Origin of the sequence: Corynebacterium sp. NML98-0116 (assembly GCF_001767255.1) — a bacterium.
GTDB lineage: Bacteria > Actinomycetota > Actinomycetes > Mycobacteriales > Mycobacteriaceae > Corynebacterium > Corynebacterium pseudogenitalium.
The window spans coordinates 506,619-532,542 of sequence record NZ_CP017639.1 but is presented as its reverse complement, the minus strand read 5'-3'; the positions used below and the strand labels follow the sequence as shown (position 1 = coordinate 532,542).

Below are 25,924 nucleotides of genomic sequence, written 5' to 3'. Positions count from 1 at the left end.
GGCTGACTGTGATGAGGGTAGCACCTTTTGACAACACAAAACCCCTCATCGGAGAACCGATGAGGGGTGTGATCTGTCAGGATGAGGGGTTCACCATCTGGTTACTTCCCGGAGTTCGTGCCCTTCCACGTTGCTGGGGTATCAGCCTTGTGGTTGCTGTGAGCCTCGCGGCGCAGCTGCTCCACCATGTGCGGGTAGTGCAGCTCGAACGCAGGACGCTCGGAGCGGATACGTGGCAGCGCGGTGAAGTTGTGGCGCGGTGGCGGGCAGGAGGTTGCCCACTCGAGCGAGTTGCCGTAGCCCCATGGGTCATCCACGGTGACAATCTCGCCGTAACGCCAGGACTTGATGACGTTCCAGATGAACGGCAGCATACCGATGCCCAGGATGAAGGAACCGACCGTGGAGATCTGGTTCAGCAGCGTGAAGCCGTCGGTATCCAGGTAGTCAGCGTAGCGGCGTGGCATACCCATGTTGCCCAGCCAGTGCTGGACCAGGAAGGTCATGTTGAAACCGATGAACGTGAACCAGAAGTGGATCTTGCCCAGGCGCTCGTCCAGCATGCGGCCGGTCATCTTCGGGAACCAGAAGTAGACACCAGCGATTGCGGAGAACACCACGGTTCCGAACAGGGTGTAGTGGAAGTGCGCAACCACGAAGTAGGAGTCATGCAGCTGGAAGTCCAGCGGTGGCGAAGCCAGCATAATACCGGTCAGACCACCGAAGAGGAACGTGAACAGGAAGCCCATCGCCCACAGCATCGGGGTCTCGAAGGTGATGTGTCCGTTCCACATCGTGCCCACCCAGTTGAAGAACTTCACGCCGGTTGGGACGGAAATCAGGAAGGTCATGAAGGAGAAGAACGGAAGCAGAACGGCACCGGTTGCAAACATGTGGTGCGCCCACACAGCCATCGACAGGCCAGCAATCGCGAGCGTTGCGAAGATCAGGCCGATGTAGCCGAACATTGGCTTACGGGAGAAGACCGGGATGATCTCAGAGATGATGCCGAAGAACGGCAACGCCAGGACGTACACCTCAGGGTGTCCGAAGAACCAGAACAGGTGCTGCCACAGGATTGCGCCACCGTTTGCAGTGTCGTAGATGTGGCCGCCCAGCAGACGGTCGTACAGCACGCCCAGTGCAGCAGCGAGCAGCAGCGGGAAGATCATCAGCGCGATGATCGAGGTGACGAACACGGTCCAGGTGAACGCTGGCATACGGAACATCGTCATGCCTGGCGCACGCATGGTGAGCACGGTGGTCAGCATGTTGATCGCGGATGCGACGGTACCGATACCGGTTGCGCCCACACCGACGATCCACAGGTTCGCGGATACGGATGGGGTGTGCGTTGCGTCAGCAAGCGGCATGTACATGGTCCAGCCGAAGTCAGCCGCACCACCCGGGGTCAAGAACCCAGCCAGCATCGCGAAAACACCGACGGACGTAATCCAGAAGCCGAACGCGTTCAGACGTGGGAACGCCACATCCGGCGCGCCGATCTGCAGCGGCAGGACATAGTTAGCGAAGCCCCACACAACTGGCGTACCGAACGCAAGCAGCATCACGGTGCCGTGCATGGTAAACAGCTGGTTGAACTGCTCGTTGGACAGGAACTGCAGGCCCGGGCTGAACAACTCAGCACGGATCAGCAGAGCCATCAAGCCACCAACGAAGAACCAGATGAAGGACATGATGATGTACATGATGCCCAGCTCTTTGTGGTCTGTCGTGGTGAGCTGCTTATAAATCTGAGAGCCAATCCGGCCATTGCCAGTTGGCTCCGGACGTGTCGACTGGACTTTAGTCTCCAGCCTTGGCGCCACAGCGGTCATTCGTTCCTCCTGACTGTAACTTTCGGACACAAAACGGGTACACGAAAGCTAATTGTGATACCGCATCATCTTAAGTGACGCGCCCATACATTTGCCAGCCTTTCTTGGCCTCCCCCCAATATCCACCTCGCACCTCAGCCAAGGCCTGACAACAGCCACCATGAGCTACCTGCCGAAACACCAACAGTCACAGCAGCCACCAAACGCATAGCACAAGCCAGTACGCTCGCAACGTTTCGAAACTCCCCCACACACGTCCCCCGTTTAGTATCAACCCAAAGTTTGGGCATGTTTACGTCCGGAAACGAAAAACGTGCCACCGCAGTCTGCTGCGGTGGCACGGAGAGGCGTCGAAAAGCACTCAGCTGACTGGGTTAGAAGTCCCAGTCATCATCCTCGGTCTCCTCGGCCTTGCCAATGACGTACGAGGAACCCGAGCCAGAGAAGAAGTCGTGGTTCTCATCCGCGTTTGGCGATAGCGACGCCAGGATCGCCGGCGAAACGCGAGCCTCATCGACCGGGAAGAGCCCCTCGTAGCCCAGGTTATTGAGGGCCTTGTTCGCGTTGTAGCGCAGGAAGCGCTTCACGTCCTCGGTCCAGCCCAGCGGATCGTAGATATCCTCGGTGTACTGGATCTCGTTCTCGTACAGGTCGTAGAGAATGTCGAAGGCGTACTCCTTGAGCTCCTCCTGACGTTCCGGCGACTCGTCGCGCAGACCGACCTGGTACTTGTAACCGATGTAGTAGCCGTGCACCGCTTCGTCGCGAATGATGAGGCGGATAATGTCCGCGGTGTTCGTCAGCTTCGAGTGCACAGCCCAGTTCAGTGGCAGGTAGAAGCCCGAGTAGAAGAGGAAGGACTCCAGCATGACGGAGGCGACCTTCTTCTTCATTGGGTCGTCGCCACGGTAGTAGGACTCGACAATCTTAGCCTTGCGCTGCACCTCTTTGTTTTCTTCTGTCCAGCGGAACGCCTCGTTAATCTGCGGGGTGGACGCCAGCGTCATGAAAATGTTCGAGTAGGACTTCGCGTGCACCGACTCCATGAACGCAATATTCGTATAGACGGCCTCTTCGTGCAGCGTCTTCGCGTCCGGCAGTAGCGATACCGCGCCGACGGTGCCCTGCAGCGTATCCAGTAGCGTCAGGTTTGCGAACACGCGCATCGTGGAAAGCTGCTCATCATCAGTCAGCGTGTTCCAGCTCGGAATGTCATTCGAAACAGGAATCTTTTCTGGGAGCCAGAAGTTACCCGTGAGGCGGTCCCACACCTCGAGGTCCTTCTCATCAGGGATTTCGTTCCAGTTAATCGCCTTCATCGGCTCCTTATGAGCCTGCAGGTAGCCAAGATACTCTTCAGTCATGGCGCCCATCTTAGCGCAAGCGCCTCTACGCAGCGGCGCCGGTTGCGATTGTCCGCGCAGCGGACACTTGGCGGGGGTACATTCCGGACAGCCGACTTTGACTTTCGCCAAACGCGACCAGTTCCCTACAGCGCTTTCTCCTTAGGATTCACCCCCTCCTACCCCCACCCATGCCCGACTCGTTGCGTTGTAGTTCACAGCCGGGGTTATGCTGATTAATAGTCTCAATTCAAACTCTCCGATACGAGAAAAAGGATGAATAGCATGCCTCTCACCCTCGATCCTGCCGAATCCGCCGAAGGACCTCTTCTGACCAAGGTGCTCGACGAGCTTGGGGGCGAGATTGTATCGGGGACAATGGCGCCGGGAGAGCGCTTTACGCTCCAGGATCTTTCCAGCCGGTTTGGGATTTCGCGCACAGTCGCGCGTGAGGCAATGCGCGCGCTGGAGCAGCTCGGGCTTGTGAGCTCCTCTCGCAGAGTCGGCATTAAGGTGCTGCCGGAAGCACACTGGGCTGTCTTTGACCAGGCGGTGATCCGTTGGCGTCTCAGCAGCGAAGCGCACCGAGCGAAGCAGATCGTGTCACTCGACCAGTTGCGCAAGGCAGTCGAGCCGGTCGCAGCAGCGCTCGCAGCGACGAACGCAACGAAGGAACAAGCACAGGAACTCAAGGCGCTCGCCGAACAGCTCATGGAGCTCTCCGAAGCTGGACAGGGCAACACGGACGCGTTCCTCGAGGCGGATAAACGTTTTCACACCTTAATATTGGAGTGCTCCGGCAACGAGATGTTTAGCACCCTCACCCTTCCCATTCTGTACGTGCTTGAAGGGCGCACCCGCTACGGCATCATGCCGAACGACCCACACCTTGATGCAATGGCATACCACCTGAAAGTGGCAGAAGCCATCCAATCCGGCGACTCAACAGGAGCAGAAAACGCATCCTGGAGCCTTCTGCGCGGAGTGGACGGCTTCGTCGAGTTCTAAGCCAGCACTGTTCTCAACCAGCGCTTACAGCATGCAGGATACGCAGCCCTCGATCTCGGTGCCCTCCAGGGCCATCTGGCGCAGGCGGATGTAGTACAGGGACTTAATTCCCTTGCGCCATGCGTAGATCTGCGCGCGGTTCAGGTCGCGCGTCGTCACCGTGTCCTTGAAGAACAGGGTCAGCGACAGGCCCTGGTCGACGTATTTCGTAGCGACAGCGTAGGTGTCGACGATCTTCTCGAAGCCGATCTCGTAGGCGTCGTCGAAGTACTCGGTGTTGTCGTTGTTCAGGTGAGGCGCCGGGTAGTAGACGCGACCGATCTTGCCTTCCTTACGGATCTCAATCTTCGACGCGATCGGGTGGATCGAGGAGGTTGAGTTGTTGATGTAAGAAATCGAGCCGGTCGGCGGGATTGCCTGCAGGTAGCGGTTGTAGATGCCGTCGCGAGCGACCGCTTCTTTCAGTGCTGCCCATTCTTCGGCCGTCGGCACTGCAATCGTCGACTTTTCGAACAGCGCCTTGACCTTCTCCGTCTTCGGCTGGAAATCCTCCGGGTTGTAGCGGTCGAAGAACTCGCCGGTGGCGTACTCGGAGCGCTCGAAGTCTTCGAACTTCTTGCCCGTCTCCACTGCGATCTTGTGCGATGCCTTGATGCACTCGTACATCACGGCCGCGAAGTAGGCGTTCGTGAAGTCGAGGCCTTCCTCTGAGCCGTAGTGGATGTGCTCGCGGCCAAGGAATCCGTGCAGGTTCATCTGGCCCAGGCCGATGGCGTGGGAGGCGTCGTTACCCTCACGGATCGACGGCACCGAGTCAATCGACGTCTTGTCCGCCACCGCCGTAAGACCGCGGATTGCGGTCTCGACGGTGCGGGAGAAGTCGTCGGAATCCATCGCCATCGCAATGTTCAAGGAGCCAAGGTTGCAGGAAATATCGTGGCCGACCTTCGCGTACGTCAGGTCAGCGTTGAGCTCCGACGGGGAATTGACCTGCAGGATCTCGGAGCACAAGTTGGACATGTTAATGCGGCCAGTCTTGACCGGGTTCGCTCGGTTCGCGGTGTCCTCGAACATGATGTACGGGTAGCCGGACTCGAACTGGATCTCCGCCAGCGTCTGGAAGAACTGACGCGCATTAATCTTCGACTTGTGGATGCGCGGGTCTTCCACCATCTCTTCGTACTTCTCGGTGACGGAGATGTCGGCGAATGGAACGCCGTAGACGCGCTCGACGTCGTACGGCGAGAACAGGTACATGTCGTCGTTACGCTTCGCCAGCTCAAAGGTGATGTCTGGGACGACGACGCCCAGCGAGAGCGTTTTAATACGAATCTTCTCGTCAGCGTTTTCGCGCTTGGTGTCCAGGAACTTCATGATGTCAGGGTGGTGCGCGTTGAGATACACAGCACCTGCGCCCTGGCGTGCGCCGAGCTGGTTTGCGTAGGAGAAGGAGTCCTCCAGCAGCTTCATCACTGGAATCACACCAGACGACTGGTTCTCGATGTGCTTAATGGGCGCGCCGGCCTCACGAATGTTCGACAGCAGCAACGCTACGCCGCCGCCGCGCTTCGACAGCTGCAACGAGGAGTTAATCGCACGGCCGATGGACTCCATATTGTCCTCGATGCGCAGCAGGAAGCAAGACACGAGCTCGCCGCGCTGCGCCTTGCCTGCGTTGAGGAATGTCGGCGTCGCCGGCTGGAAGCGGCCCGTCATAATCTCGTCGACGAGCGCGGATGCGACCTCTTCCCTACCGTCTGCGAGGAAGAGCGCGGTCATCGCCACGCGGTCCTCGAAGCGCTCGAGGTAACGGCGACCGTCGAATGTCTTCAGCGTGTAGGAGGTGTAGTACTTGTACGCGCCCAGGAAGGACTTGAAGCGGAACTTAAAGGCATACGCACGCTTGAACGTGTCCTTCACGAACTCCCAGTCATATGCCTCAATAACCTCGGGCTCGTAGTACTTGTTGTCCACCAGGTACTTCATCTTCTCTTCGAGGTCGTGGAAGTACACCGTGTTCTGGTTCACGTGCTGCAGGAAGAACTGATTCGCAGCCTCGCGGTCCTTATCGAACTGGATCTGGCCGTTTTCGTCGTACAGGTTCAGTAGCGCGTTGAGCGTGTGGTAGTCCAGCTTGTCAGCCTCGTTGACTGGCTCCGGCACATTCTTGCCATGAATAGGGTTCGTAGACACAGATATCCTCTTGATGGTTCAGCGTTGATTAACGATCGGCGTTACGGTATTTATTTGTATATTTCTCGCGCAGTTGCGCTAAGCGTTGTGCGTTTTCCTGCCCCGGCAGCTGCCCAACCGACTCTAGCGCGTCTTCCTGCTCGGGGGTCAGCGGCAGCAAACCGAGGCGGTCGGCGTGCTCGATCAGCTGGTTGCGCACGCGAAGCACGTCGTCATCAGTACCCAGCAGCTCAAAGCGGAAAAGGTACGGGACGTTGCACTTCTCCGATATTACGTCACCAGCCAGGCCGTAGTCCGTGCCAAAGTTGGAGTTGCCAGACGCGATGACGCCACGGATATAGCTGCGGTTGTGTTCGTCATTCAAAAACTTGATGACCTGCGGCGGGACAGGTTTGGTGTTCACGTGCGTCATCGATACGCCCCCGCCATAGGTCGGGCAGATGAGGACGTAGGGCTCGTCGATAATTGGTGCTGGGTCCGTGCGCCGCAACGGAATACGCTGCGCCGGAAGCCTCACCTTATCGACGAACCGCTTCGTCGTCTCTGTCAACGACGAGAAGTACACGATCAACATGTTGGATGCCCTCTACATAAAAAGAGCCGCCAATGTGTAAAACACTAGCGGCGTGAGACGTCGGAAGAGTTAAGCCGCAGCCAGGCCACGGATGCGCTCCGGGCGGAACCCAGACCAGTGCTCGCCGTTTACCTCAACGACTGGTGCCTGGAGGTAGCCGAGCGCGAGGACGTAGTCACGCGCTTCGTCGTCGACGGAAATATCTACGAGGTCGTACTCCAGCCCTGCTTTTTCGAGTGCTTTGGTAGTTGCTTTGCACTGCATGCACGCCGGCTTGGTGTAAACGGTAATAGACATAACCTGTGGGCTCTCTCTCTACATAAAATGAAGACTATTTCGGGAGTTTTCCCCGCGCCGTCTTGATCGGCGCTACAAGAGAAGACACTATACCTTGGGTGATATTTCTGCAAGTGATACTACATATAGTAGTTACACGCGTGGTATTCCCAGCACGGCTCCCACCGCGGGTCCACATGTAGCCTAGACTATGAAAAATCACTTCCGATGACCTGAAAGCCCACCAATGTTTCGCTCCCACCCCAGCCCGCAGCAACGCTACAGCCACATGGCACGGCGCGCCGCGAGCGAGGTCATTGGCAGCTATTCGACGAGCTTCGGCGCCGCCACGCGACTACTTCCCGAGCCGCAGCGAACCGACATCCGCAACCTCTACGCGGTGGTGCGCATCGCCGACGAAATTGTGGACGGTGCCGCCCCCTCCCCCGAGCGCGCGGCAGCCCTCAAGGACTACGAGCAGCGCGTCCGCAGCGCCACAGCAACCACGTTCCACACCGACCCGATCCTGCACGCTTTCGCCGATACCGCGCGCCGCTGCAACTTCGACGACGCCCACCTCGCCGCGTTCTTCACCTCGATGCGCCACGACGTAACCGGCGAGGCGCACACGGAGGAGTCCGTCGAGCGATACATCTACGGCTCCGCCGAGGTCATCGGTTTGCTGTGCGTGGATGTCTTCTTCGGGGGCCGACGCCCTCCCCAGGCCGAGTACAGCAAGCTGCAGGAAGGTGCGCGGGCGCTGGGGGCCGCGTTTCAGAAGGTGAACTTCCTGCGCGACTACGCCGACGACACCAACCGGCTCGCCCGTAACTACTTCCCGCAAGCTTCTTACCCGCTAACCAAGGCCGGCCGAGACGCGATCATCGCGGACATCCGCCACGACTTCGACGCCGCGTGGTCCGCCATCCCCGCGCTGCCCAAGCGCTGCGGTGTCGCCGTCGCGGTAGCGGCGAACCTGTTCGAAGCGCTCACCGACTTGCTCGCGGACACGCCACCAGAAGCCATCCTCACCGAACGAGTCCGGGTGTCCGCGCCGCGGAAAGCAGCGATCATCGCGCGGACAGCGGCGACGGGAAGGAGGCTGCAGTGACGGAGCGCGTTGTCATCATCGGCGGGGGAATCGCAGGCCTGGCAACAGCGTGCCTGCTGGCGAAGCGAGGTTCGACGGTGGTGGTCGTCGAGAAGAATGGGCACCTCGGCGGGCGCGCGGACGAGTTGCGCATCGACGGCTTCCGCTTCGAGACCGGCCCCTCCTGGTACCTCATGCCCGAGGCCTACGACCACTTCTTCGAGCTCATGGGCACCTCCACCGCGGCCGAACTCGACCTCCAGCTGCTCGACCCCGGCTACCGCATCTACCCCGAACACCACCCGCTTCTCGACGTTCCCTTCGGTACCGACGCCGTCGCCGACCTCTTCGAATCCCTCGAGCCCGGCGCGGGCGACGTGCTGCGCGACTACCTCGCCAGCGCCGCCGATGTCTACAACATCGCGCTCGACCGATTCCTCTACACCACGTTCAGTTCACTGAGGCCGTTCCTGCACCGCGACGTCGTCTCCCGCGCATTCACCCTCGCGGTGTTGCTGCTCCAGCCGCTGCAGCGCTACGTGAACAAACGATTCCGCGACCCTCGCCTGCGCCAGATCCTGCAGTACCCGGCGGTGTTCCTGTCCTCACAGCCGCGCGACACCCCGAGCCTGTACCACCTAATGAGCCATACCGACCTCACCCTCGGCGTGCGCTACCCGCAAGGCGGATTCAGCGGCATCGTCACGGCGCTCGAGCGACTCGCCCGCGCGCACGGCGTCGAGTTTTTGCTCGAGCACGAAGCGACCCGCATCGAAGTTATCGACGGCTCCACCACCGGCATCCACATGCTCAGCGAAAGCGGGACGCGCTTCCTACCCGCCGACGTCGTCGTCGCCGCCGGAGACCTGCACCACACCGAGACTTCGTTGCTCCCCGCGTCTGCTCGCACCTATTCCGAGGCGCACTTTAAGCACCACAACCCAGGTGTGAGCTGCGTACTCGCGCTCATTGGTGTGCGCGGTGCGCTGCCGGAACTGCTTCACCACACGCTGTTCTTTTCCGAGGAGTGGGGCGAAGACTTCGACGCCGTGTTCCCTGCTGACAGCAGCGGCTCGCGCGACGCATCGCGCTCGATCTACGTGTGCAAGCCCTCCGCCACGGACCCGACTGTCGCGCCCGCCGGGTGTGAGAATCTGTTCGTGCTCATCCCGGTTGCGGCTGACCCGTCGATCGGTCACGGGGACGCGTACGGCGCTGCAGAGTCCCCGCGCGTCGCCGCCATCGTTGACGCGACACTGGACCTCATCGTCGCACGCACTGGTGTCGCTGACCTGCGGGAACGGGTCGTCGTGAAGCGAACTATCGGCCCCGCCGACTTCGCCGGACGCTACTACTCCTTCGCAGGTGGCGCCATCGGGCCTGCACATACCCTGCGGCAATCCGCGTTCTTCCGCGGTCGCAACATTTCCGCCAAAGTGGACAACCTGTACTACGCCGGGCAAACCACCGTTCCTGGCGTCGGTGTGCCCATGTGCCTCATCTCTGCCGAGAACGTGGTCAAGCGCATGCTCGGACTTCGTGACGCATCTCCTATACCAAAACTGTGAGAAGCTCGTGAAGATTCTGTACATTTAATTCATGCGAAGCTTCCGACCTGGTAAGACGCTTATCGCCCTTTTCACAGCCTTCGCGATGAGCGCCACTGTCATTTCCCCGCCCGACGCCACAGCCCAGACGACAAGTCAGTGGGTGCCCGATCAGCATGAGGAGCTGTTCGAGCAGCGGGATGAGCTCTCATTCTCAAAGGGTGGCGCTGAGTACTTTTGCCAGGTTGCCCACATCGCGGATGGGCGTGTGTATACCGACGCGCTTTGCGGCGAAGGGCATTCCCTGTACTACCGCGACTCCGAGGGCTCCATACACTACTTCGAGGACAGGCAGACCGATTTTTCTCGCAACAAAGATCTCTTCCTGAATCGCTTCGCTTCCTACGCGATCCCGGACTCGCTGCTTCCACAAGTCGGTGAGTCAGCTGAGCCAATTCTCGGTTCGTACCTCTCGGCCGGGAATACCGTGACCGTTCACGGCCCACGGGAAGACTACGATGCAACGATTGAGAACACCACCGATGGTTTCCTTGCGATTACACTTCCGAGCCATGCGTATTTGACACATGGCGCCCCAGTTTCAGTCGGCGGCCGCTACCTCGGGATGTATGAGAGCGTCTTTAGCAACGACGACCACAGACAGGGACTCGTCCTCCTCGCAGACCCAGAAGTTCCTCCGACAAGCGAACCGAACAAAGTGGCGTTGCTCCTCGAGCGTGAATCCATGCTGTCATATGCTCCGGGCGAAGTAAGCACGATTAACCAAGGTGACAAAATTTTTAACAACGGTCATCGTTGCACCGTCGGATACATCGATAAGCCCAACAGCCGTATTTTCTTAGCTGGTCACTGCAGCGATGGCGGCCCTCTCTACTTCACCGACACACAAAAAAGGAACTATTACCTCGGCACGATGGTGACTGAGTTCGACTTCGAGGGAAGTCTCACCAACAGCACCATGAGCAAAGACTGGGGCTATATCGATATCCCCGAAAACCGCTCGGCATTGCTCGGGGAGAATCGCTACTCCTCCGACAGCGTCCTCCTACCGTCGATGCTTCGCGTCGGACAGATGGTGTACGGCTTCGGTCAAACAACCGGCCACGTGATGGAGAACTACGTCATGGGCGTGATTAATAACGTCATCCTCCTCACACAACAAAACCCGATGCATGAGGGAGATTCCGGTGGGCCGAACTGGATCGTCGATGACGAAGGCAAAAAACACTTTATCGGGGTGAACTCCGGGAGTGACGATGTCCCAGAAGGTCAAGCCCACAAGTACGGTATTGCTGTCGGATGGGAAGAAACTCCAACTAGCAACGAGTACGTGAACTATTCGGGCCTCGCGATGCAACAGTGGGACGCATACCAAAAGGCCCAGGACGAGGCCGAGAACCCCGTCGCGGTCAACCAAGGCGACACCGTGGGGCTCGACGACAATGATCGCGACCTCTTCCTCGACCAGGAGTGCACAGCGAAATACATCGATCACGTCCACCAGCGGATCTACACCAGCCCCGCGTGCACCGGGCCGGGCGGCGCGCGCGGAGTTTCTACGACATACGGGTGGCCCAAGCACTGGGCACTGGCCGAAATCGGCACATTTTTCGACGCACATCTGCCCTACATCCAGGCCCCAGATGGCACGCGGTTGGGCGAAAACCCTGATGCACCTGGGGAGCTCCTATCGACCGGCCAGGTACACCTTAGTGACACGGCTAGCATCGACTGGCGTTCGATGACGGTGGCAGGCACAGTCGGCGACGCGATCCTTCTCCTCCCTGACGGGGATTTTGAGCCGGAGGTGAACACGCCGGTCACCATCGGCGACGACGTTGCCGGCCTGGTTTCCGGGATCTACTACAACGAGAACGGCAACGTGAAGGGCATTGAAGTTCAAAGCCTTCTCGAGACTAATCCGATTGAGCTTCCAGAGGGCTGGCAGGACAACCTTCTCTACGAATACGCGAAGGCAACTGACAAGACCGCTCCCGTGGTTGAGGACGTCGAAAAGAAAGAATTCGACTCCGATGCCGAGATTGAACCCTTCGAATTCACCATCACGGACGAGTACAACGAGCTGACCGTCGAGGTAACCGACCTGCCAGAAGGTCTGTATGCGGACATTCAGTACGACGAACCACGGCTCCGCGCCACCGTCACTGTTCGAGGGACACCGACGAAGCCTGGTTGGCAATACGCGAATGTAACAGCGCGAGATGCCCTCGGGAACGAGACCTCACGCAACCTCGAATTCTGGATTGCCGACGCCACTGCGCCCGTCATCGATACCACTCCGTTGATCTTGGAGGCCGGCAAGTACGCCGACCTTGAGATTCCAGTAACCGACAACAGCGGCTATTCCCCCAACGTGACAGTCAGCGCTCTCCCCGATGACCTCACGTCACATGAGGAACACATTCACGGGCAGACCAACGCAGTCGGAACGCACGACATCCACGTAACCGCCACGGACCCCGCCGGCAATAGCGCGACGGCGACCATCCCGCTCGAGGTGCGCGACACGAAGAAGCCGACCATCAACGTGCGGAGCAACGCTCGCTGGGAAGCCAATTCGGAATTCAATGACTCCATCAGCATTGAGGTTGACGACGCAACACCTGTCGACGTACGCGTCGAGGGTCTTCCCCGCGGACTTTTCTATGACGAAAGCAACAGAGCCATCGATGGCGTCACCGACGCGGTTGGTACGCATTCCATCACCGTCATCGCTACCGATGCCGGCGGCAATACGTCCGAAGCTGGGCTCGAATTGATTGTGGAAGACACCACCTCCCCAACAGTGCAAAACGCTGAGTTTTCGTCCGAAGTCGGTTCACCGTTTTCGTATGTTGTTAATGCAACAGACAGCGTGGGACTGAAGCGGGTTACCGTTTCGGGCCTCCCTCACGGCCTGCGCTTCGACGAAAACTCTCGCACAATCAGCGGTACTCCTTCATCGCTTGGATACTTCCAAGCTTTTGTCACAGCTTCTGATAGGGCTGGAAATACTGGAGACGGTGTCATCGAATTCCGCGTGGTGGACACCGTCTTGCCTCGCATCTTGGTTGACCACAACCCGCCTGCGGCAACTAAGTACGACCTGCCGATCCGAGTCGAGGACGCAACCAAGACGGCGTTGTCCGTGACCGGCCTGCCAGCCGGACTGCGACATAAAGGGAACCGGATTGTTGGTTCGACCAAAGATTCGGGCACACACCGTGTAGTCATCACCGCCACGGATGAAGCCGGCAATCAAGCTTCCGAGACGATCACCCTTTCAGTGCCGAAGCCTCGCCCAGCCAAGACAACAACCGCTTCGAAGCCTTCTACGTCAGCTCCGCAGAAGCCGAAGGAGACGACTCCCGCTGCAGAGCCTCCTCGCCAGACACCGGTTCCGACTAAGTCAACAGGCAAGACAACATCGTCTGCAGCACCGTCTGAGAAAACTACGGCAACTACTACACAATCCGAGCCTCCTGCCTCAGATCCAACGCAGCCTCAGGTTGCAGAGGACGGCAGCGCTTCCGGTTCCTCGAAGGGTGGAATCGCCGCACTGGTAATTCTGGGCATCATCGCGTTGGTTGGTGGTGTCGTCGCTACGAACCCTCAGATCATGAAGCAGATTCAGTCGATGCTGCCGTAGGAAGATGCGCCGACGTGGTTAAACCTTGGGTGTGTCCCAATCCCACGTCGGTGCGGCTTCATCCGCAAACGAATCCACACCCCACCCATCCAACTCAATCTCGGCAGCATCATCGCGATACCCCACCCGNNCAGGCTCACNCACCCACTGCTCACCACTTACAAACCGGAAATACAACACAGGCCCAGGCTTGACCACCCGAATAAACCCATCAGTGACCAACGAATGACACCGCGAGCACAACGGCACAAGAGTTTCTATATCGGTTGCACCTCCTTCGGCCCAATCCCGAATATGATGCATCTGCAAGAACCTGGTATGCCCACACCCCGGCACCGCACACTTATGCCCCCACATCCCTAACAACACCTGCACCTGCTTCGGGCTTGCAAGCCTGCGTTTGCGCCCAAACCTAATCACCTGCCCCTGGGCGTCATAGAGCACACCCATCAAATCTGCATGATCTACCAGATTGGCAAGCCGTGCGGCAGGCGCCGCCATATGGTTCGGCAAGAATGCTCGCCCATCTGATGTCATATGCACCATCACTTGTGCTGCTGGTGCCATCGTGGCGTGTGTGGCGGCCCCGGTGCGCACCATGTGCACCATCCCCATCAGTGATTGCAGCATTAATCGTGCCGGTGGCAGCCCGAAGGTCGAGCGCATCATCTGCGCATCCGCCTCATCCATCGCGTTGTCGTCCGCATAGGCGTGTGCGCCTGCGCGCAGGGCTGCTTGAAAGGCCACACCGTCGGTAGCGTTCATGCAAAACCAGCCGCGTAGGTATTGGCCGTCTTCGCGGATGGTCAGCCCGCAGTGTTCACCAGCATCCTGGGGTTGTTTGTCGGTGGGGGTTGCGCCTGCCAGGGCGTGTACGAGGCCTTGGTAGCCGGATTCGGCGGCTATTTCTACGAGTTCGTGTTGGTTTGTGTCGGTGGCGTAGTCGAGCATGTAGCGCACACTGGTGTAGTCGATGCTTCCTTGTCGCAGCGCGTCGAGGATGGTGGGAAAGCTTGTGAGTTTGCGTGCGACGGCGGCGTATTCGTAGGCGCGGGTGCGTTTCATTTTTAACACTCTGGCAAGCCATGCCCCGGTTGAGGCACACCCGTAGGCTTCGGCAAGGTTGTGGGTGTCGAATTCGGCGATCGCGGTCAGTATTTCCGCGTGTGAGTATGCGAACAGGCGTGCGCTTTCAACGATGGCGTTGATGATGGTGTCGGCGTCGATGGTGGTGTGCATGGTTCCCCCTGGTGTCTTGGTTGTTTTTTAGTATACGTGTTCGAATGGTAGTGTCAAGAGGTTTATCCAAATATTTGTTGGTGGGTGTCCGCGCGGCGGACAGTGTGGGGGTTGGCTTTTCGACGCCCACCTTCGAGCACGGGTGTGTGAGTGGGTGTCCGCGCGGCGGAATACGGGAATCGGCGGTAGAGATCACGAAGTGGTATCCGCGCGGCGGACTGTGAACAAGGCCGTCGCAAAGGGCTCGAAGTGTCCGCGCCGCGGAATGCTACTGGAGTCGACTAGAGCTTTGTTGGTGTCCGCGCGGCGGACAGTAAATAAGGTTGGCCTGCACTAACCGGCGAGTAGTCCGCCCCGCGGAACGCATGCTTCGCCGATGCAATTCACAAAGTGGTGTCCGCCCCGCGGAAACCTTACTTATGGAGAGGTGGGTTGAGCCAAGCTTCGCCAGCTGTTTGTCCGCCCCGCGGACACCCTCATCAAACGATCAGCACACCGCAACCGGCAGCTGATCCAGCTGGCTCCGGAGCCGTTCTGCAACGGCGTTGGCCATGGCTTGGCCGGTTTGGTAACTGCCGTCGGCGGGGACAACGACCAAAGCCAAAGCAACGTCCTGCTCTGCGGAATTTGACACGAGTCCCATCTGGCGCACTTCGTATCCACCAGTCTCCGAGGGCCCCCACCCGCCTTTGAACCGCGCATTGGGAAGCTGGCCGAGGCCGTAGTCCTGCCCAGGCACGATTTGCCCCATCAACTCAAGGACGGGGTCGGCGTCGCTCAGGCAGCTCAGATTGGACATGAAAGTGGATTCCTCGGCGGCGGTGAGCATGGTTTGGCCGAAGGTTGAGAACTCGGGCCGGATGCGTTCGGTGTTGATGGTTTTTGGTACGCCGCCCTCGGTCAAGACGGTGTCTCCGGCGCCGGGTGGCAGGGCGTTCCAGAGTTGTAGCGCGGCGTCGTTGTCTGAGGCGGTGATCGCGGCGGGTGCTGCGAGCTGCGCGGTGTCGGGCGCCACGCGGTACGCGGCGACTGCGAGTGGGACTTTGATGGTGGACCAGGCTGGCATCGCTGGGTCGTCGCTGCTTCCTACGCCGCCCGCGGCGACGGCGACGGTGCCTCCGAACTGGTTGGCAACTTCGTCGGCGATAGTGGAGAGCAGCTTATCGACGCCCACTTCGCCCACCGGCTCGTCAACTGGTACAGGCGGCTGAGCGTTCGGGTGCGTTGTCGTTGAGGTGACGGTGATGGTCGGCGGGGCGTCGTTAGTGGGTGTCCCGCAGGCCCCGAGGGCGGTCACGGCGAGGAGGGCGCAGCATGCTCGTTTCACCTCCACCACCCTAGTGCCCTGGGCACGAAAAAACCCGCACACGAGGTGCGGGTTTTCACGAGTGCTGAATTAGCCCTGACGAGCCTTGAAGCGTGGCTCCTTCTTGTTCAGGACGTAAACCTTGCCACGGCGGCGCACAACCTGGGCGCCCGGCTTGTTCTTCAGCGACCGAAGCGACTTGCGGACCTTCATCGGGCGCTCCTTTCTAATCGAGGATCTTCATCTTCGTGCGACCACTGGAAACAGTCTGGTCGCGACACGTCGCGTTATATTACCCCATCACGTGGGGAAACCAAAACGCCGGTGCTACTTGGTGTAGCGTTGCTCCATTTCCGACGCCACTTCGTCCAGACTCCGGTTCATTGTTTCGGGGACGAAGTAGCGGACGAATCCTGCTGCAAGGATGCCACAGATGATGAAGATGGAGAAGGTGGCGGTGGCGGAGAGGGCGTCGACAAGTGGGAGGAAGAACTGGGCGACGATCCAGTTCATGACCCACAGTGCGAGTCCTGCGAGGCCCATGCCGGCGCCGCGGATTTGTGGCGGGACCAGCTCGGAGATAAGCAGCCAGGTCGTGGGCGAGACTGCTGCTTGCTGCGACGCGATGAACAGCGCCATGCAGGCGAGTGAGACCCACGCGAGTGCGGCGTTGTTTTCCGCGGCGCGGTACGTGAGCGTGAGCGCGAAAAGGAAGATGACGTTGCCGCTCAGGCCGATGAGCAGTAGTCGTTTGCGGCCGATCCTGTCGATGACCTGCAGTCCGACCCAGCACGCGACGACGGAGACGAGCCCAATCACCATAGAGGTGTAGACGGCGTTTTCGGTGGAGAGGCCGACTTTGTTCATCATCGTTGGCGCGAAGTAGACGATGGCGTTCACGCCCGTGACCTGCTGCGTGATGCCGAGCAGCGCGGCGATCAGCACGGTCATGCGTAGCCATCGAACGTTACGCAGGCGGGCCCACTCGCCGCCGCGCTGGGCGCGAAGCTCGGCGTCTTCGGTGGTTTCGAGGGTGAGTTCTTCACGCGTCATGCCGACTCGGTCGCCGATGGTGAGGGCTGCGTCGATACGCTGGTGGCGGGCGAGCCACAGGGGCGTTTCAGGCAGGAATGCCATGCCGACGGCCAGGGCGGCTCCGGGGACTGCGGCGAGTCCGAGCATCAGCTGCCAGCTGCCGGTCGAGGCGAGTGCGGAGTTCACGGAGTACGCGAGCAGCTGCCCCACCACAATCATCAGCGTGTTCAGTGACACCATCTTGCCGCGCACCCGGGCGGGCACCATCTCCGAGATGTACATCGGCGCCACGATAGACACTCCGCCGACACCGACCCCTAAGAACGTTCGGGCCGCCGCGAGTGCTTCCACCGACCCCGCAAGCGCGCACCACAGCGAGCCCGCGATGAACACGAGGCCGCCCATTATTAAGGTGCGTTTGCGGCCGAGCCTGTCCGCGATCGCTCCGCCGCTGAGCGCGCCGACCGCGGCACCGACGAGCAACATCGAGGTCACAAGCCCTTCTTGCCCTGGGGTGAGCTGGAATTCGGGGGTGATGTAGAGCAGCGCGCCGCTCATCACGCCGGTGTCGTAGCCGAAGAGCAGCCCGCCCAGCGCGGCGACGCCCGCAACTTTCCGGACGTAGCTTCGTTGGGCAGTGGTGAGTTGTTGCATGCATACCAATATGCACCGTGGGTACGCTGGTTCCTATGTCTCGGCCAGATTCACCGCAAGTTAGCAGCAAACAGCAAGAGATCATCGACACGCTCGGGGTCCAACCTTCGATTGATCCCGCGCGAGAAATCGAGCGTCGCGTCGCATTCCTCTGCGACTATGCCCGCGCAGCCTCCTCAGCCGGTTTCGTACTCGGCATTTCCGGGGGCCAGGACTCGACGCTCGCAGGTCGCCTCGCACAGATCGCTGTCGAGCGGCTGCGGGACTCGGGTGTCGACGCCCACTTCCTCGCCGTCCGCCTCCCCCACGGTGTCCAAGTCGACGAGGACGACGCCCAGTTGGCGCTCCGCTTCATCGAACCGGATGAGACGGTGACCGTTGACATCGCACCTGCAACGAAAGCGCTCAGCGACGAGGCCGCTGACGCGTTGGGGGCGCCCCTCAGCGACTTCAACAAGGGCAACGTGAAGGCCCGACTTCGGATGGTGGCGCAGTACGCGCTTGCTGGCGAGCGCAACCTCCTGGTCATCGGCACTGACCACGCGGCGGAAAACGTCACCGGTTTCTTCACCAAGTTCGGCGATGGCGCCGCCGACCTCACCCCCCTCGCCGGCCTCAACAAACGCCAAGGCGCAGCTCTCCTCCGCGAGCTCGGCGCCGACTCTCGTCTCTGGGAGAAAGTCCCCACCGCCGACCTGGAAGAGGACCGCCCGGCGCTGCCCGACGAGGAAGCACTCGGCGTGACCTACCAGCACATCGACGATTACCTCGAAGGCAACACCGTTCCGTCCGCGGCGGCGGAACGCATCGAGCACCTGTGGCGCATCGGCCAGCACAAACGACACCTGCCCCCAGGGCCAGATACCTCCTGGTGGAAGGCTTAAACCGCTACGTCTAATGTCGCCTGCGCGGCGTTGGCAAGCTCACCCGCGTACGCCGGCCCGTGCGTCAGCGCGTGCACAGCCAGCGGGTGAAGCTGGTGAATCGGGATGCGCCGACGCCATCCCTCCCCCAGGCTCGCCCGCGACTCGTAGCCCGCAACGATATCTTCCAAAAACGGTGCGCCGAACAGCGCCAACATCGCAATGTCCGTCAGCGGGTGTCCACCGTGCGCCGCCGGGTCAATGAACCGTGGGCCCGACTCGTCGAAAAGCAGGTTGCCCGCCCAAAGATCCCCGTGGATACGCGCCAGCGGGGCGTCCTCGTCCTCTTCAACGAGCGCAGCGCAGGCGCGTTCCACGAGCTCTAGCTGCTGCTTCGAAATATTTCCCGCCACATGTGCAGCCCGCGCAAACGGCAGCACGCGCTGCTCGGTATAAAACTTCGCCCACCGCTGCTCCGGCACGCAGTCCTGCTCAACCCGGCCGATGAAGTTCGGGCCATCCCACCCGGTCGGCGGCGCACTGAAGGCTTCAGCGCCCATCGCGTGGATCTTCGCCAGCTCCTCCCCCGCCCGGCGCGCCGCGTCACGAGTGGGCCGCACGGTCTCGACACGTTCTATTCGCAGCGTCCGCTGCTCCTCGTCCACGCCGCAGACCTCCACGACTGCGTCGCTGCCCTCGCGCAGCCAGCGCAGCCCCGCCGCCTCGCTGCTCGCCTGGCCCGGCGCGATACAACGCTTACTGAAATCACTCAAGGTGGCCCTCCAATGCAAGCAAAAATCGCTTCATATCTTCCCCACCACGGTAGCGCCCGAGGTGGCCATCGCTACGCACGACCCGGTGACACGGAATGAGCAGCGGCAGCGGATTTTTCGCGCAGGCAGTGCCGACGGCACGCACCGCCCCCGGATTATCGACGTCCACCGCTAGCCCCTTATACGTCGTCACCTCGCCGAACGGCACGTGTTGGAGCGCGTCCAGCACCTTCGTCCGAAACGGCGGGAGGCCTTCAAGGTCGAGCGGGACATCGAAAGACGTTCGTGTCCCGGCAAAGTACTCCTCGAGCTGCCCGCGGACGGCACCAATCGGTCCCGGGCGCGCGCCTGTGGCGTGGATTACCTCAGCGGGGTCGTCCGTCGGCAACGCGATCCGGCGTACTCCGCGGGGCGAAACGACAACCGTCAGTGTTCCGACCTGCGTCTCGACGGTAGCGAACGATGTTGCATACATGGCACCAGTACTAGCACCTTGCTATGGTGCCAGCCATGACCACCTACATTCCCCCACCCGGATACACGGCGATCACGGTCCCGGAGGACCACGATGGGCGGCGGATACACAAGTTCCTCGCCGGCCACACCACGTGCCCCGCGACCATGCTGTTCAAACTCGCACGCAAGGGGGCGTTGCGGGTCAACCAGAAACGAATCAAGCAGGATCACCGCGTCCGTGGCGGGGACGTGATCACGTTGCCGGGTGAGTTCTGTAAGGAAGCGAAGAGGGCGTCGAAAAGTAAGAACCATGGGTTTGAGATGCTGTGGGAGGGGCCGACGGCGCTGGTAGTAAATAAGCCGGCGGGGGTGCCGGTGCATGCGGGGACAGGGACGCGGCGCGGCGTCATCGAGCGGATCCGTGACGTGTACCCCGACGCTGAGCTTGCGCACCGCATCGATAAGGAGACGTCAGGGGCGCTGCTGATTACGCTGAATCACGCGGAGCTACGCCACCTGCAACGAGCCTTCCGCGAGCAGAACGTGATCCGCATCTACCGCGCGGTCGTGGAGGGACGCTGGGCGGGCGCGCGCGACGTAAAGGCCCCGATCGCGCGAACACCGAAAACCATGGTCGTAAGCGCCGACGGCGACGACGCCCACACACGATTCCGCCGCGTGGAAAACCGCGGGCCGAACACGCTCGTCGAGGCCGAGCTCATTACTGGACGACGCCACCAAATCCGCGTGCACGCCGCCCACGAAAGCCACCCCATCATCGGCGACCGCGCGTACGGCTCCCGCACGAGCGCGCAGCGCATGTTCCTGCACGCCTACCGGCTGGAGTTCACGCTGCGTAACAGCGAGCGCGTCGTGGTGACGGCGCCGGTCCGGGAACACACTGCCAGTGTGGTGCGCTACCAACTGCGCCATAGCCCCGCGCACGCTAAAACACGCGTAGGAGTCAGTTTATACCGTGCGTTTAATGCGAGGCAAATGCGACCGGGGCTGCCCGGAGGACCATGATGCTCAGCGGTGGGACAGTAACGTCGCCGTGTGAAGTGAGTGCTCGTGGCGTCTCGTAGACGTCCGTTGCCTGGATCATCACTTCGTACTCACCGGTTGGCAGCGGCGCCTGCCACGGTTCCGTCGCGGCGTTCACGTACACGAAGGCGTCGCGATTGCCTGGGAATGCATTTTTCACGGTGTAGCCAACATGATTCATGTGCACGTTGTCAGCACCAGCAACGATTCCGTGCGTGTACTTGCTGTTAATCGCCTCATAACTCGGCAGGCGCATGAAGTCGTAGCGCTTGCGGAACGCGTTCAGGTCGCGGAAGAACTGCACGTGCTTTGCAAACTGAGCTGCTCTGTCGTAGTCGAGCGCGTTGACCTCATCTGGCGACTTGTACGAGTTGTGGTCGCCCGCCTTCGTGCGCAGAAACTCCTGCCCCGCATGAATGAACACTGCTCCGTTGGCCAAGTACTGCGTGGCCGTAGCGAGTGCATGACGCCGCGCGATTTCCTCATCAGACGCGTGCGGCATGCTGCCCTTGAGCTTGTCGAACATCGTGTAGTTATCGTGGGCCTCGTTGTACACCACGGACTGCTCCGGACCCAGGTAGTCCCGCACGTGCTGGGCACCCTTGATGTTGTTCAGCAGGTCCCAAGAACGATGCTCCTGATCCGCGCCGTTTACAAAGCCAGCATGCTCCAACTCAAAGTTGGAGCCCTTGACGGTGTCGCGGTAGTGATCATTGAAGAACGCGATACCCGGCAGCTTGTCGGCGTTCTTCTGGTTCGCGCCGAGCACGCCTTCGGGGTGGTTGCCCATCTCCCACCCCTCCCCGAGGATGACTATCGAAGGATCAATCTCGTTGAGCGCCTCGCGCACGGCGTTCATCGTGTCGACGTCATGAATCCCCATCAGGTCAAACCGGAAGCCATCGATGTTGTATGTTGTGGCCCAGTACGTCACTGAGTCAACGATGTACTTGCGCATCATGGGCCGCTCTGACGCGGTTTCATTGCCGACGCCCGTCCCATCAAGAAAATTGCCTTGCGGGTCCGTCCGGAAGAAATAGTTAGGCACCGTCTGCTGCAACGGCGAGTGCTCCGCGACGTAGACGTGGTTGTACACCACGTCCATGATGACCCGGATACCGTTGTTGTGCAGCGCGTCAATCATGGACTTCAGTTCCATGATCCGCGCGGTTGGGTCCTGGGGGTGCGTCGAATAGGAGCCCTCGGGAACGTTATAGTTTTCCGGATCGTAGCCCCAGTTGTACTGCGCATTAAACGACAGGTCGCCGGTCTCATCCACGCTGCCAAAATCGTAAATCGGCAGCAACTGTAGATGGGTGATACCCAGGGACTTCAAGTAGTCCAGACCCGATGGGTTCCCCGCCTGTGTCTTGGTCCCAGCCTCAGTGAGTCCCAGGAACTTCCCCTTGTGCGTGATGCCATTGTCCGGTCCAATGGTTAGGTCGCGCACGTGCGCCTCATAAATGATGGCGTCCTGCATCGAAGAAAACGGCGCCATACGCTTGCCGGACCACCCCTCGGGCACAATATGTTCCGCATCAACGACCACGGTGTGCTCCCCGTTGGCAGTCACTGCCCGCGCGTAGGGGTCGACGGCTTCGTTGACCGTTCCGTCCCCGAACTCCAGTCGGTAGCGGTACTCCAGCCCGTGGCGGTCACCTTCGAGGGTGAGTTCCCAGATTCCCCGCTCGCCCCTCGCCAGAGGAGTCGCGGCAGCGTTATCGGAGTAGTTCAGAAATTCCACCGACTTCGCCGTCGGCGCCCAGACCCGAAACGTGGTCTTTTCCGGGGTATAGATCGCACCGAGCTCGCCGTCGTAGAAGTACTTCTCGTGAAACTCGTTCGAGTAATTGATCGCAGACTCACCCTCAACACAGCTCATTGCTACAACAAAAAGCTCCCCACCAGTTCTTAACCGGTGGAGAGCACTCTCTGTGGAGCTAACGGGATTCGAACCCGTGACCCCCACACTGCCAGTGTGGTGCGCTACCAACTGCGCCATAGCCCCTTGAACTCTTACGAGCTTTCATCACCATACACGTGAAGAGAGCCTGGCCACAAATCATGCAGCCAGGCCCCACACGGGCATATGGTTAGCTGTTCGCGACGGTATCGACCCAGTTGTTGATCTCGCCTTCAACGTCCTTGCCGTCAACCATGACGCGCGGAGTCCCCGCCTCACCGCCGCGCTCTTGCTGCAACTTCAAGTTACCGTTCGACATTGCGCGCGCAGCATCGTAATAGGTCTTATCACGGATATCCTGCACCGCCTTGTCGCTCGCGCCGTAGTCACGCGCCAGGTCAGCAAGGTCATCGTCGGTCACCTTCGAGTACACATCCCTCTGGTTCACCATCAGGTGGTCGCGGAGGTTCATCATCGCCGCTGGCTCATCATTAGCGACGAGTGCCAGCTCCGCAGCCAGCCCCATCGTGGAGTGGCCATTGGTCAGGCCATCGAGCGTCACCATCGGGCGCAGCTCGACCTCGATCTTGCCCTCACGCAGCTTCTCGAGCATCTGCTCATCCGTCGCTACTGCCAGATCTGCACAGTGTGGGCACGAAAAGTCCTCGTAGAGCTCTGCCATCGGGGCGTCGTCGACATCTTCGGCTGCGAGGCGAATGAAGTGGTCGTCCTCGTTCCAGCTCACAGTGATGCCAGTAGTGTCAATCATGTTCTCGGCCATGGCTGCCTCGCGGCCCTTCTTGCCGTTGACGAAAATCAGGCCGATCACAAGCGCCGCGATCGCAATCACTGCAACGATTGCCCAGATGAACCCTGCACCGTTCTTCTCGTTCGGGTTCTTCACCTTACGGGTAGTCACGTATTTACTCCTTGACGTTGGAAATTGCCCAACAGCTTAATCGCTGGATGAGGCTATGGATAAATCGCAAACTTCTTGTACGGCACATAAATCATGAACAAGGTCGCCGCGATCAAGACAAAGTCACGCAGGATCGTCTCAATGAGGTTCGTGCCTTCATCTGACGGCTGCGGGCCAAAGCACCCACAGTCGATGACCAGCCCTCGCGACCACGCCGAGTACATCCCGATGATGAACAGCACCAGGACCCCGATCGAGACCCAGCCGCATTCACGCAGCTTGATGCCAGCCAGCAGGAGCAGGCCACCGGCCAGCTCCAACGGTCCGATCCACTGCGCCAAAATATTCGACCACTCATGGGTGAAAATCTCGTACGCAATGATATTTTGCGCCACTTCCATGTGGGCGCCAATCTTCGTCCACCCGGCGACAATCCACACAGCCGCCAGCCCAAATCGCGCCGCAGCCGACGCGATTTCCAGCAGCTTGCCTCTTGCCTGTTTGGTCTCGTGTGTCTCAGTCACGATTGGCCATTCTATCCGAGCACCTGCGCAACAAGCTCTTTCGCAGCCTGCTGCACCTGCACCAAATGCTCCTTGCCCTTGAAGCTCTCGGCGTAAATCTTGTACTTGTCCTCCGTGCCCGATGGTCGCGCCGCGAACCAGGCGTTTTCCGTGGTGACCTTCAGGCCGCCAATCGGTGCACCGTTGCCTGGTGCCTCGGTCAGCTTCGCGGTGATTGGTTCACCAGCCAGCTCGGTCGCGGTGACTTGCTCCGGGGAGAGCGCCTTCAGCGTCGCCTTCTGCTCGCGGTTCGCCGGGGCATCGATACGAGCGTATGCCGGGGAGCCGAACTTCTCAGCGAGCTCAGCGTAGCGTTGCGACGGCGTCTTCCCCGTCACAGCTGTAATCTCCGCCGCGAGCAGATCCAGAATCAGGCCGTCCTTATCAGTCGACCACACCGTGCCATCCTTCCGCAGGAAGGACGCACCCGCGGATTCTTCGCCGCCGAAACCAACGGTGCCGTCGATAAGCCCTGGTACGAACCACTTGAAGCCGACTGGAACCTCGACAAGCTTGCGCCCGAGCGATGCCACTACACGGTCAATCATCGACGAGGACACCAGCGTCTTGCCAACTGCGGTGTTGTCCGTCCAGCCCTCGCGATGTGAGAACAGGTACTCAATCGCGACGGCGAGGTAATGGTTCGGGTTCATCAGGCCGGCGTCCGGCGTGACGATCCCGTGGCGGTCCGAGTCAGCGTCGTTGCCGGTAGCGATGTCATACTTGTCACGATTGTGCACCAGCGACGCCATCGAGTCCGGCGAGGAGCAATCCATGCGAATCTTGCCATCAGTGTCGAGCGTCATGAAACGCCAGGTCGGATCGACCTCCGGGTTCACCACGGTCATATTCAGGCCGTGCTTCTCAGCGATTGCACCCCAATAATCGACGCTCGCTCCGCCCATCGGATCAGCGCCGATGCTCAGACCGGATTCACGAATCGCCGCAATGTCGACGACGTTCGGCAAGTCATTGATGTAGTTATTCAGGTAGTCATAGCGCTGCGCACGCTCATCGAGCACACCAGACGCCGCGGAGCGCTTCACGCCCTCCAAACCGTTTGCGATGTACTCGTTCGCCCGCTTCGCAATCCAGTCAGTCGCGTCCGTGTCAGCCGGACCACCCGACGGCGGGTTGTACTTGAAACCACCATCACGCGGGGGATTGTGCGACGGCGTAATCACAATGCCGTCCGCACGCTTCGGATCAGTACCCGTGACCCCGCCAGAAAGCTTCGCGTTGTGCGACAAGATTGCGTGCGACACCGCCGGAGTCGGTGTGTAACGCCCAGCGGCGTCAACAAGCACCTCAACCCCATTGCCAAACAGCACCTCAAGCGCGGAGACCATCGCCGGCTCAGACAACGCGTGCGTATCGCGCCCGATGAAGACCGGACCGCCAATGTTTTGCTCACGACGGTAGTCGACGATCGCCTGCGTGGTCGCCAGAATATGCCCCTCATTAAACGCGTTATCAAGCGAAGAACCACGGTGGCCAGAGGTACCAAACACCACCTGCTGGTCGGGATTGTGCGGGTCTACATCACGGGTGTAGTAAGCAGTCACCAACGACGCGATATCGATCAAATCTTCCGGGCGGGCAATCTGGCCAGCACGTTCATGAGCCATAC

General features: G+C 60.2%; 20 protein-coding genes, 1 tRNA gene and 1 pseudogene. 6 read left to right on the top strand and 16 right to left on the bottom strand.

Annotation, left to right across the window (positions count from 1 at the left end; genetic code table 11):
• Window positions 1-101: 101 nt before the first annotated feature.
• The gene (ctaD, locus tag BJP05_RS02205; protein WP_070361980.1) at window positions 102-1,838 is read right to left on the bottom strand and encodes a cytochrome c oxidase subunit I; all 1,737 of its coding nucleotides are present in this window, start codon (window positions 1,836-1,838) and stop codon (window positions 102-104) included.
• A 374-nt stretch (window positions 1,839-2,212) separates the two neighbouring features.
• On the bottom strand, window positions 2,213-3,202 hold the full coding sequence (nrdF, locus tag BJP05_RS02200) for a class 1b ribonucleoside-diphosphate reductase subunit beta (protein ID WP_070363445.1): 990 nt from the start codon (window positions 3,200-3,202) through the stop codon (window positions 2,213-2,215).
• Between the two features lie 264 nt (window positions 3,203-3,466).
• Between nrdF and BJP05_RS02195 the strand changes: the two genes are divergently transcribed.
• Complete coding sequence (locus tag BJP05_RS02195) at window positions 3,467-4,189, top strand: FadR/GntR family transcriptional regulator (protein ID WP_070361979.1); 723 nt, start codon at window positions 3,467-3,469, stop codon at window positions 4,187-4,189.
• 24 nt (window positions 4,190-4,213) lie between these two features.
• Here the strand turns inward: BJP05_RS02195 and nrdE are convergent, their stop codons facing one another.
• From nrdE to nrdH, 3 genes and pseudogenes are all read right to left on the bottom strand, one after another.
• On the bottom strand, window positions 4,214-6,382 hold the full coding sequence (nrdE, locus tag BJP05_RS02190; protein ID WP_070361978.1) for a class 1b ribonucleoside-diphosphate reductase subunit alpha: 2,169 nt from the start codon (window positions 6,380-6,382) through the stop codon (window positions 4,214-4,216).
• Between the two features lie 151 nt (window positions 6,383-6,533).
• Window positions 6,534-6,956 (bottom strand): annotated as a pseudogene (gene nrdI / locus BJP05_RS02185) (class Ib ribonucleoside-diphosphate reductase assembly flavoprotein NrdI); the annotation flags it as partial.
• Between the two features lie 69 nt (window positions 6,957-7,025).
• Complete coding sequence (gene nrdH, locus BJP05_RS02180; protein WP_070361976.1) at window positions 7,026-7,253, bottom strand: glutaredoxin-like protein NrdH; 228 nt, start codon at window positions 7,251-7,253, stop codon at window positions 7,026-7,028.
• 268 nt (window positions 7,254-7,521) lie between these two features.
• On the opposite strand from nrdH, the gene BJP05_RS02175 reads away from it, so the two are divergent.
• Genes BJP05_RS02175 through BJP05_RS02165 form a run of 3 tightly spaced genes read left to right on the top strand, consistent with a single transcriptional unit; the run spans window position 7,522 to window position 13,539 of the window.
• Window positions 7,522-8,343 carry a phytoene/squalene synthase family protein gene (locus tag BJP05_RS02175; RefSeq protein WP_070361975.1) on the top strand — a complete coding sequence of 274 codons (822 nt, stop codon included), beginning with the start codon at window positions 7,522-7,524 and terminating at the stop codon, window positions 8,341-8,343.
• On the top strand, window positions 8,340-9,890 hold the full coding sequence (gene crtI, locus BJP05_RS02170) for a phytoene desaturase family protein (RefSeq protein WP_070361974.1): 1,551 nt from the start codon (window positions 8,340-8,342) through the stop codon (window positions 9,888-9,890). Before BJP05_RS02175 ends, crtI begins: the two co-directional genes overlap by 4 nt.
• 31 nt (window positions 9,891-9,921) lie before the next feature.
• Window positions 9,922-13,539 carry a putative Ig domain-containing protein gene (locus BJP05_RS02165; RefSeq protein WP_070361973.1) on the top strand — a complete coding sequence of 1,206 codons (3,618 nt, stop codon included), beginning with the start codon at window positions 9,922-9,924 and terminating at the stop codon, window positions 13,537-13,539.
• A gap of 131 nt (window positions 13,540-13,670) precedes the next feature.
• Here BJP05_RS02165 and BJP05_RS11575 read toward each other — a convergent pair.
• From BJP05_RS11575 to BJP05_RS02145, 4 genes are all read right to left on the bottom strand, one after another.
• Window positions 13,671-13,896 (bottom strand): HNH endonuclease signature motif containing protein (locus tag BJP05_RS11575; RefSeq protein WP_371440798.1); only part of this gene is annotated, 226 nt, incomplete at its 3' end.
• A 1,369-nt stretch (window positions 13,897-15,265) separates the two neighbouring features.
• Window positions 15,266-16,105: a hypothetical protein gene (locus tag BJP05_RS02155; RefSeq protein WP_145945233.1), complete on the bottom strand. Its 840-nt coding sequence runs from the start codon at window positions 16,103-16,105 to the stop codon at window positions 15,266-15,268.
• A gap of 69 nt (window positions 16,106-16,174) precedes the next feature.
• Window positions 16,175-16,297 (bottom strand): type B 50S ribosomal protein L36, encoded by a 123-nt coding sequence (gene ykgO / locus BJP05_RS02150; protein WP_018020497.1) that lies wholly within the window; start codon window positions 16,295-16,297, stop codon window positions 16,175-16,177.
• A 114-nt stretch (window positions 16,298-16,411) separates the two neighbouring features.
• On the bottom strand, window positions 16,412-17,773 hold the full coding sequence (locus tag BJP05_RS02145; protein WP_070361971.1) for a sugar porter family MFS transporter: 1,362 nt from the start codon (window positions 17,771-17,773) through the stop codon (window positions 16,412-16,414).
• 35 nt (window positions 17,774-17,808) lie between these two features.
• Here BJP05_RS02145 and nadE point away from each other — a divergent pair, with 35 nt between their 5' ends.
• Window positions 17,809-18,657: an ammonia-dependent NAD(+) synthetase gene (gene nadE / locus BJP05_RS02140; protein WP_070361970.1), complete on the top strand. Its 849-nt coding sequence runs from the start codon at window positions 17,809-17,811 to the stop codon at window positions 18,655-18,657.
• On the opposite strand, the gene BJP05_RS02135 is transcribed toward nadE, so the two are convergent.
• A complete protein-coding gene (locus tag BJP05_RS02135) occupies window positions 18,654-19,409 on the bottom strand; it encodes a fructosamine kinase family protein (protein ID WP_070361969.1) in 756 nt (251 codons plus the stop codon). The genes nadE and BJP05_RS02135 overlap by 4 nt on opposite strands.
• Window positions 19,402-19,884 carry a methylated-DNA--[protein]-cysteine S-methyltransferase gene (locus BJP05_RS02130; RefSeq protein ID WP_070361968.1) on the bottom strand — a complete coding sequence of 161 codons (483 nt, stop codon included), beginning with the start codon at window positions 19,882-19,884 and terminating at the stop codon, window positions 19,402-19,404. The genes BJP05_RS02135 and BJP05_RS02130 overlap by 8 nt, the downstream gene beginning before the upstream one ends.
• A 35-nt stretch (window positions 19,885-19,919) precedes the next feature.
• Here BJP05_RS02130 and BJP05_RS02125 point away from each other — a divergent pair, with 35 nt between their 5' ends.
• Window positions 19,920-20,891 carry an RluA family pseudouridine synthase gene (locus BJP05_RS02125; RefSeq protein ID WP_168156164.1) on the top strand — a complete coding sequence of 324 codons (972 nt, stop codon included), beginning with the start codon at window positions 19,920-19,922 and terminating at the stop codon, window positions 20,889-20,891.
• Here BJP05_RS02125 and pulA read toward each other — a convergent pair.
• The 5 genes from pulA to pgm all read right to left on the bottom strand — a co-directional run bounded on the left by pulA (window position 20,848) and on the right by pgm (window position 25,922).
• The gene (gene pulA / locus BJP05_RS02120; RefSeq protein WP_084028543.1) at window positions 20,848-22,791 is read right to left on the bottom strand and encodes a type I pullulanase; all 1,944 of its coding nucleotides are present in this window, start codon (window positions 22,789-22,791) and stop codon (window positions 20,848-20,850) included. The two genes, BJP05_RS02125 and pulA, sit on opposite strands and share 44 nt — an antisense overlap.
• 53 nt (window positions 22,792-22,844) lie before the next feature.
• Window positions 22,845-22,917, bottom strand: a tRNA-Ala gene (locus BJP05_RS02115).
• Between the two features lie 85 nt (window positions 22,918-23,002).
• Complete coding sequence (locus BJP05_RS02110) at window positions 23,003-23,731, bottom strand: DsbA family protein (RefSeq protein ID WP_070361966.1); 729 nt, start codon at window positions 23,729-23,731, stop codon at window positions 23,003-23,005.
• 53 nt (window positions 23,732-23,784) lie between these two features.
• Window positions 23,785-24,255, bottom strand: coding sequence for a MauE/DoxX family redox-associated membrane protein (locus BJP05_RS02105; protein ID WP_070361965.1), 471 nt, complete (start codon window positions 24,253-24,255; stop codon window positions 23,785-23,787).
• A gap of 11 nt (window positions 24,256-24,266) precedes the next feature.
• Window positions 24,267-25,922: a phosphoglucomutase (alpha-D-glucose-1,6-bisphosphate-dependent) gene (pgm, locus tag BJP05_RS02100; RefSeq protein WP_070361964.1), complete on the bottom strand. Its 1,656-nt coding sequence runs from the start codon at window positions 25,920-25,922 to the stop codon at window positions 24,267-24,269.
• Window positions 25,923-25,924: the final 2 nt, after the last annotated feature.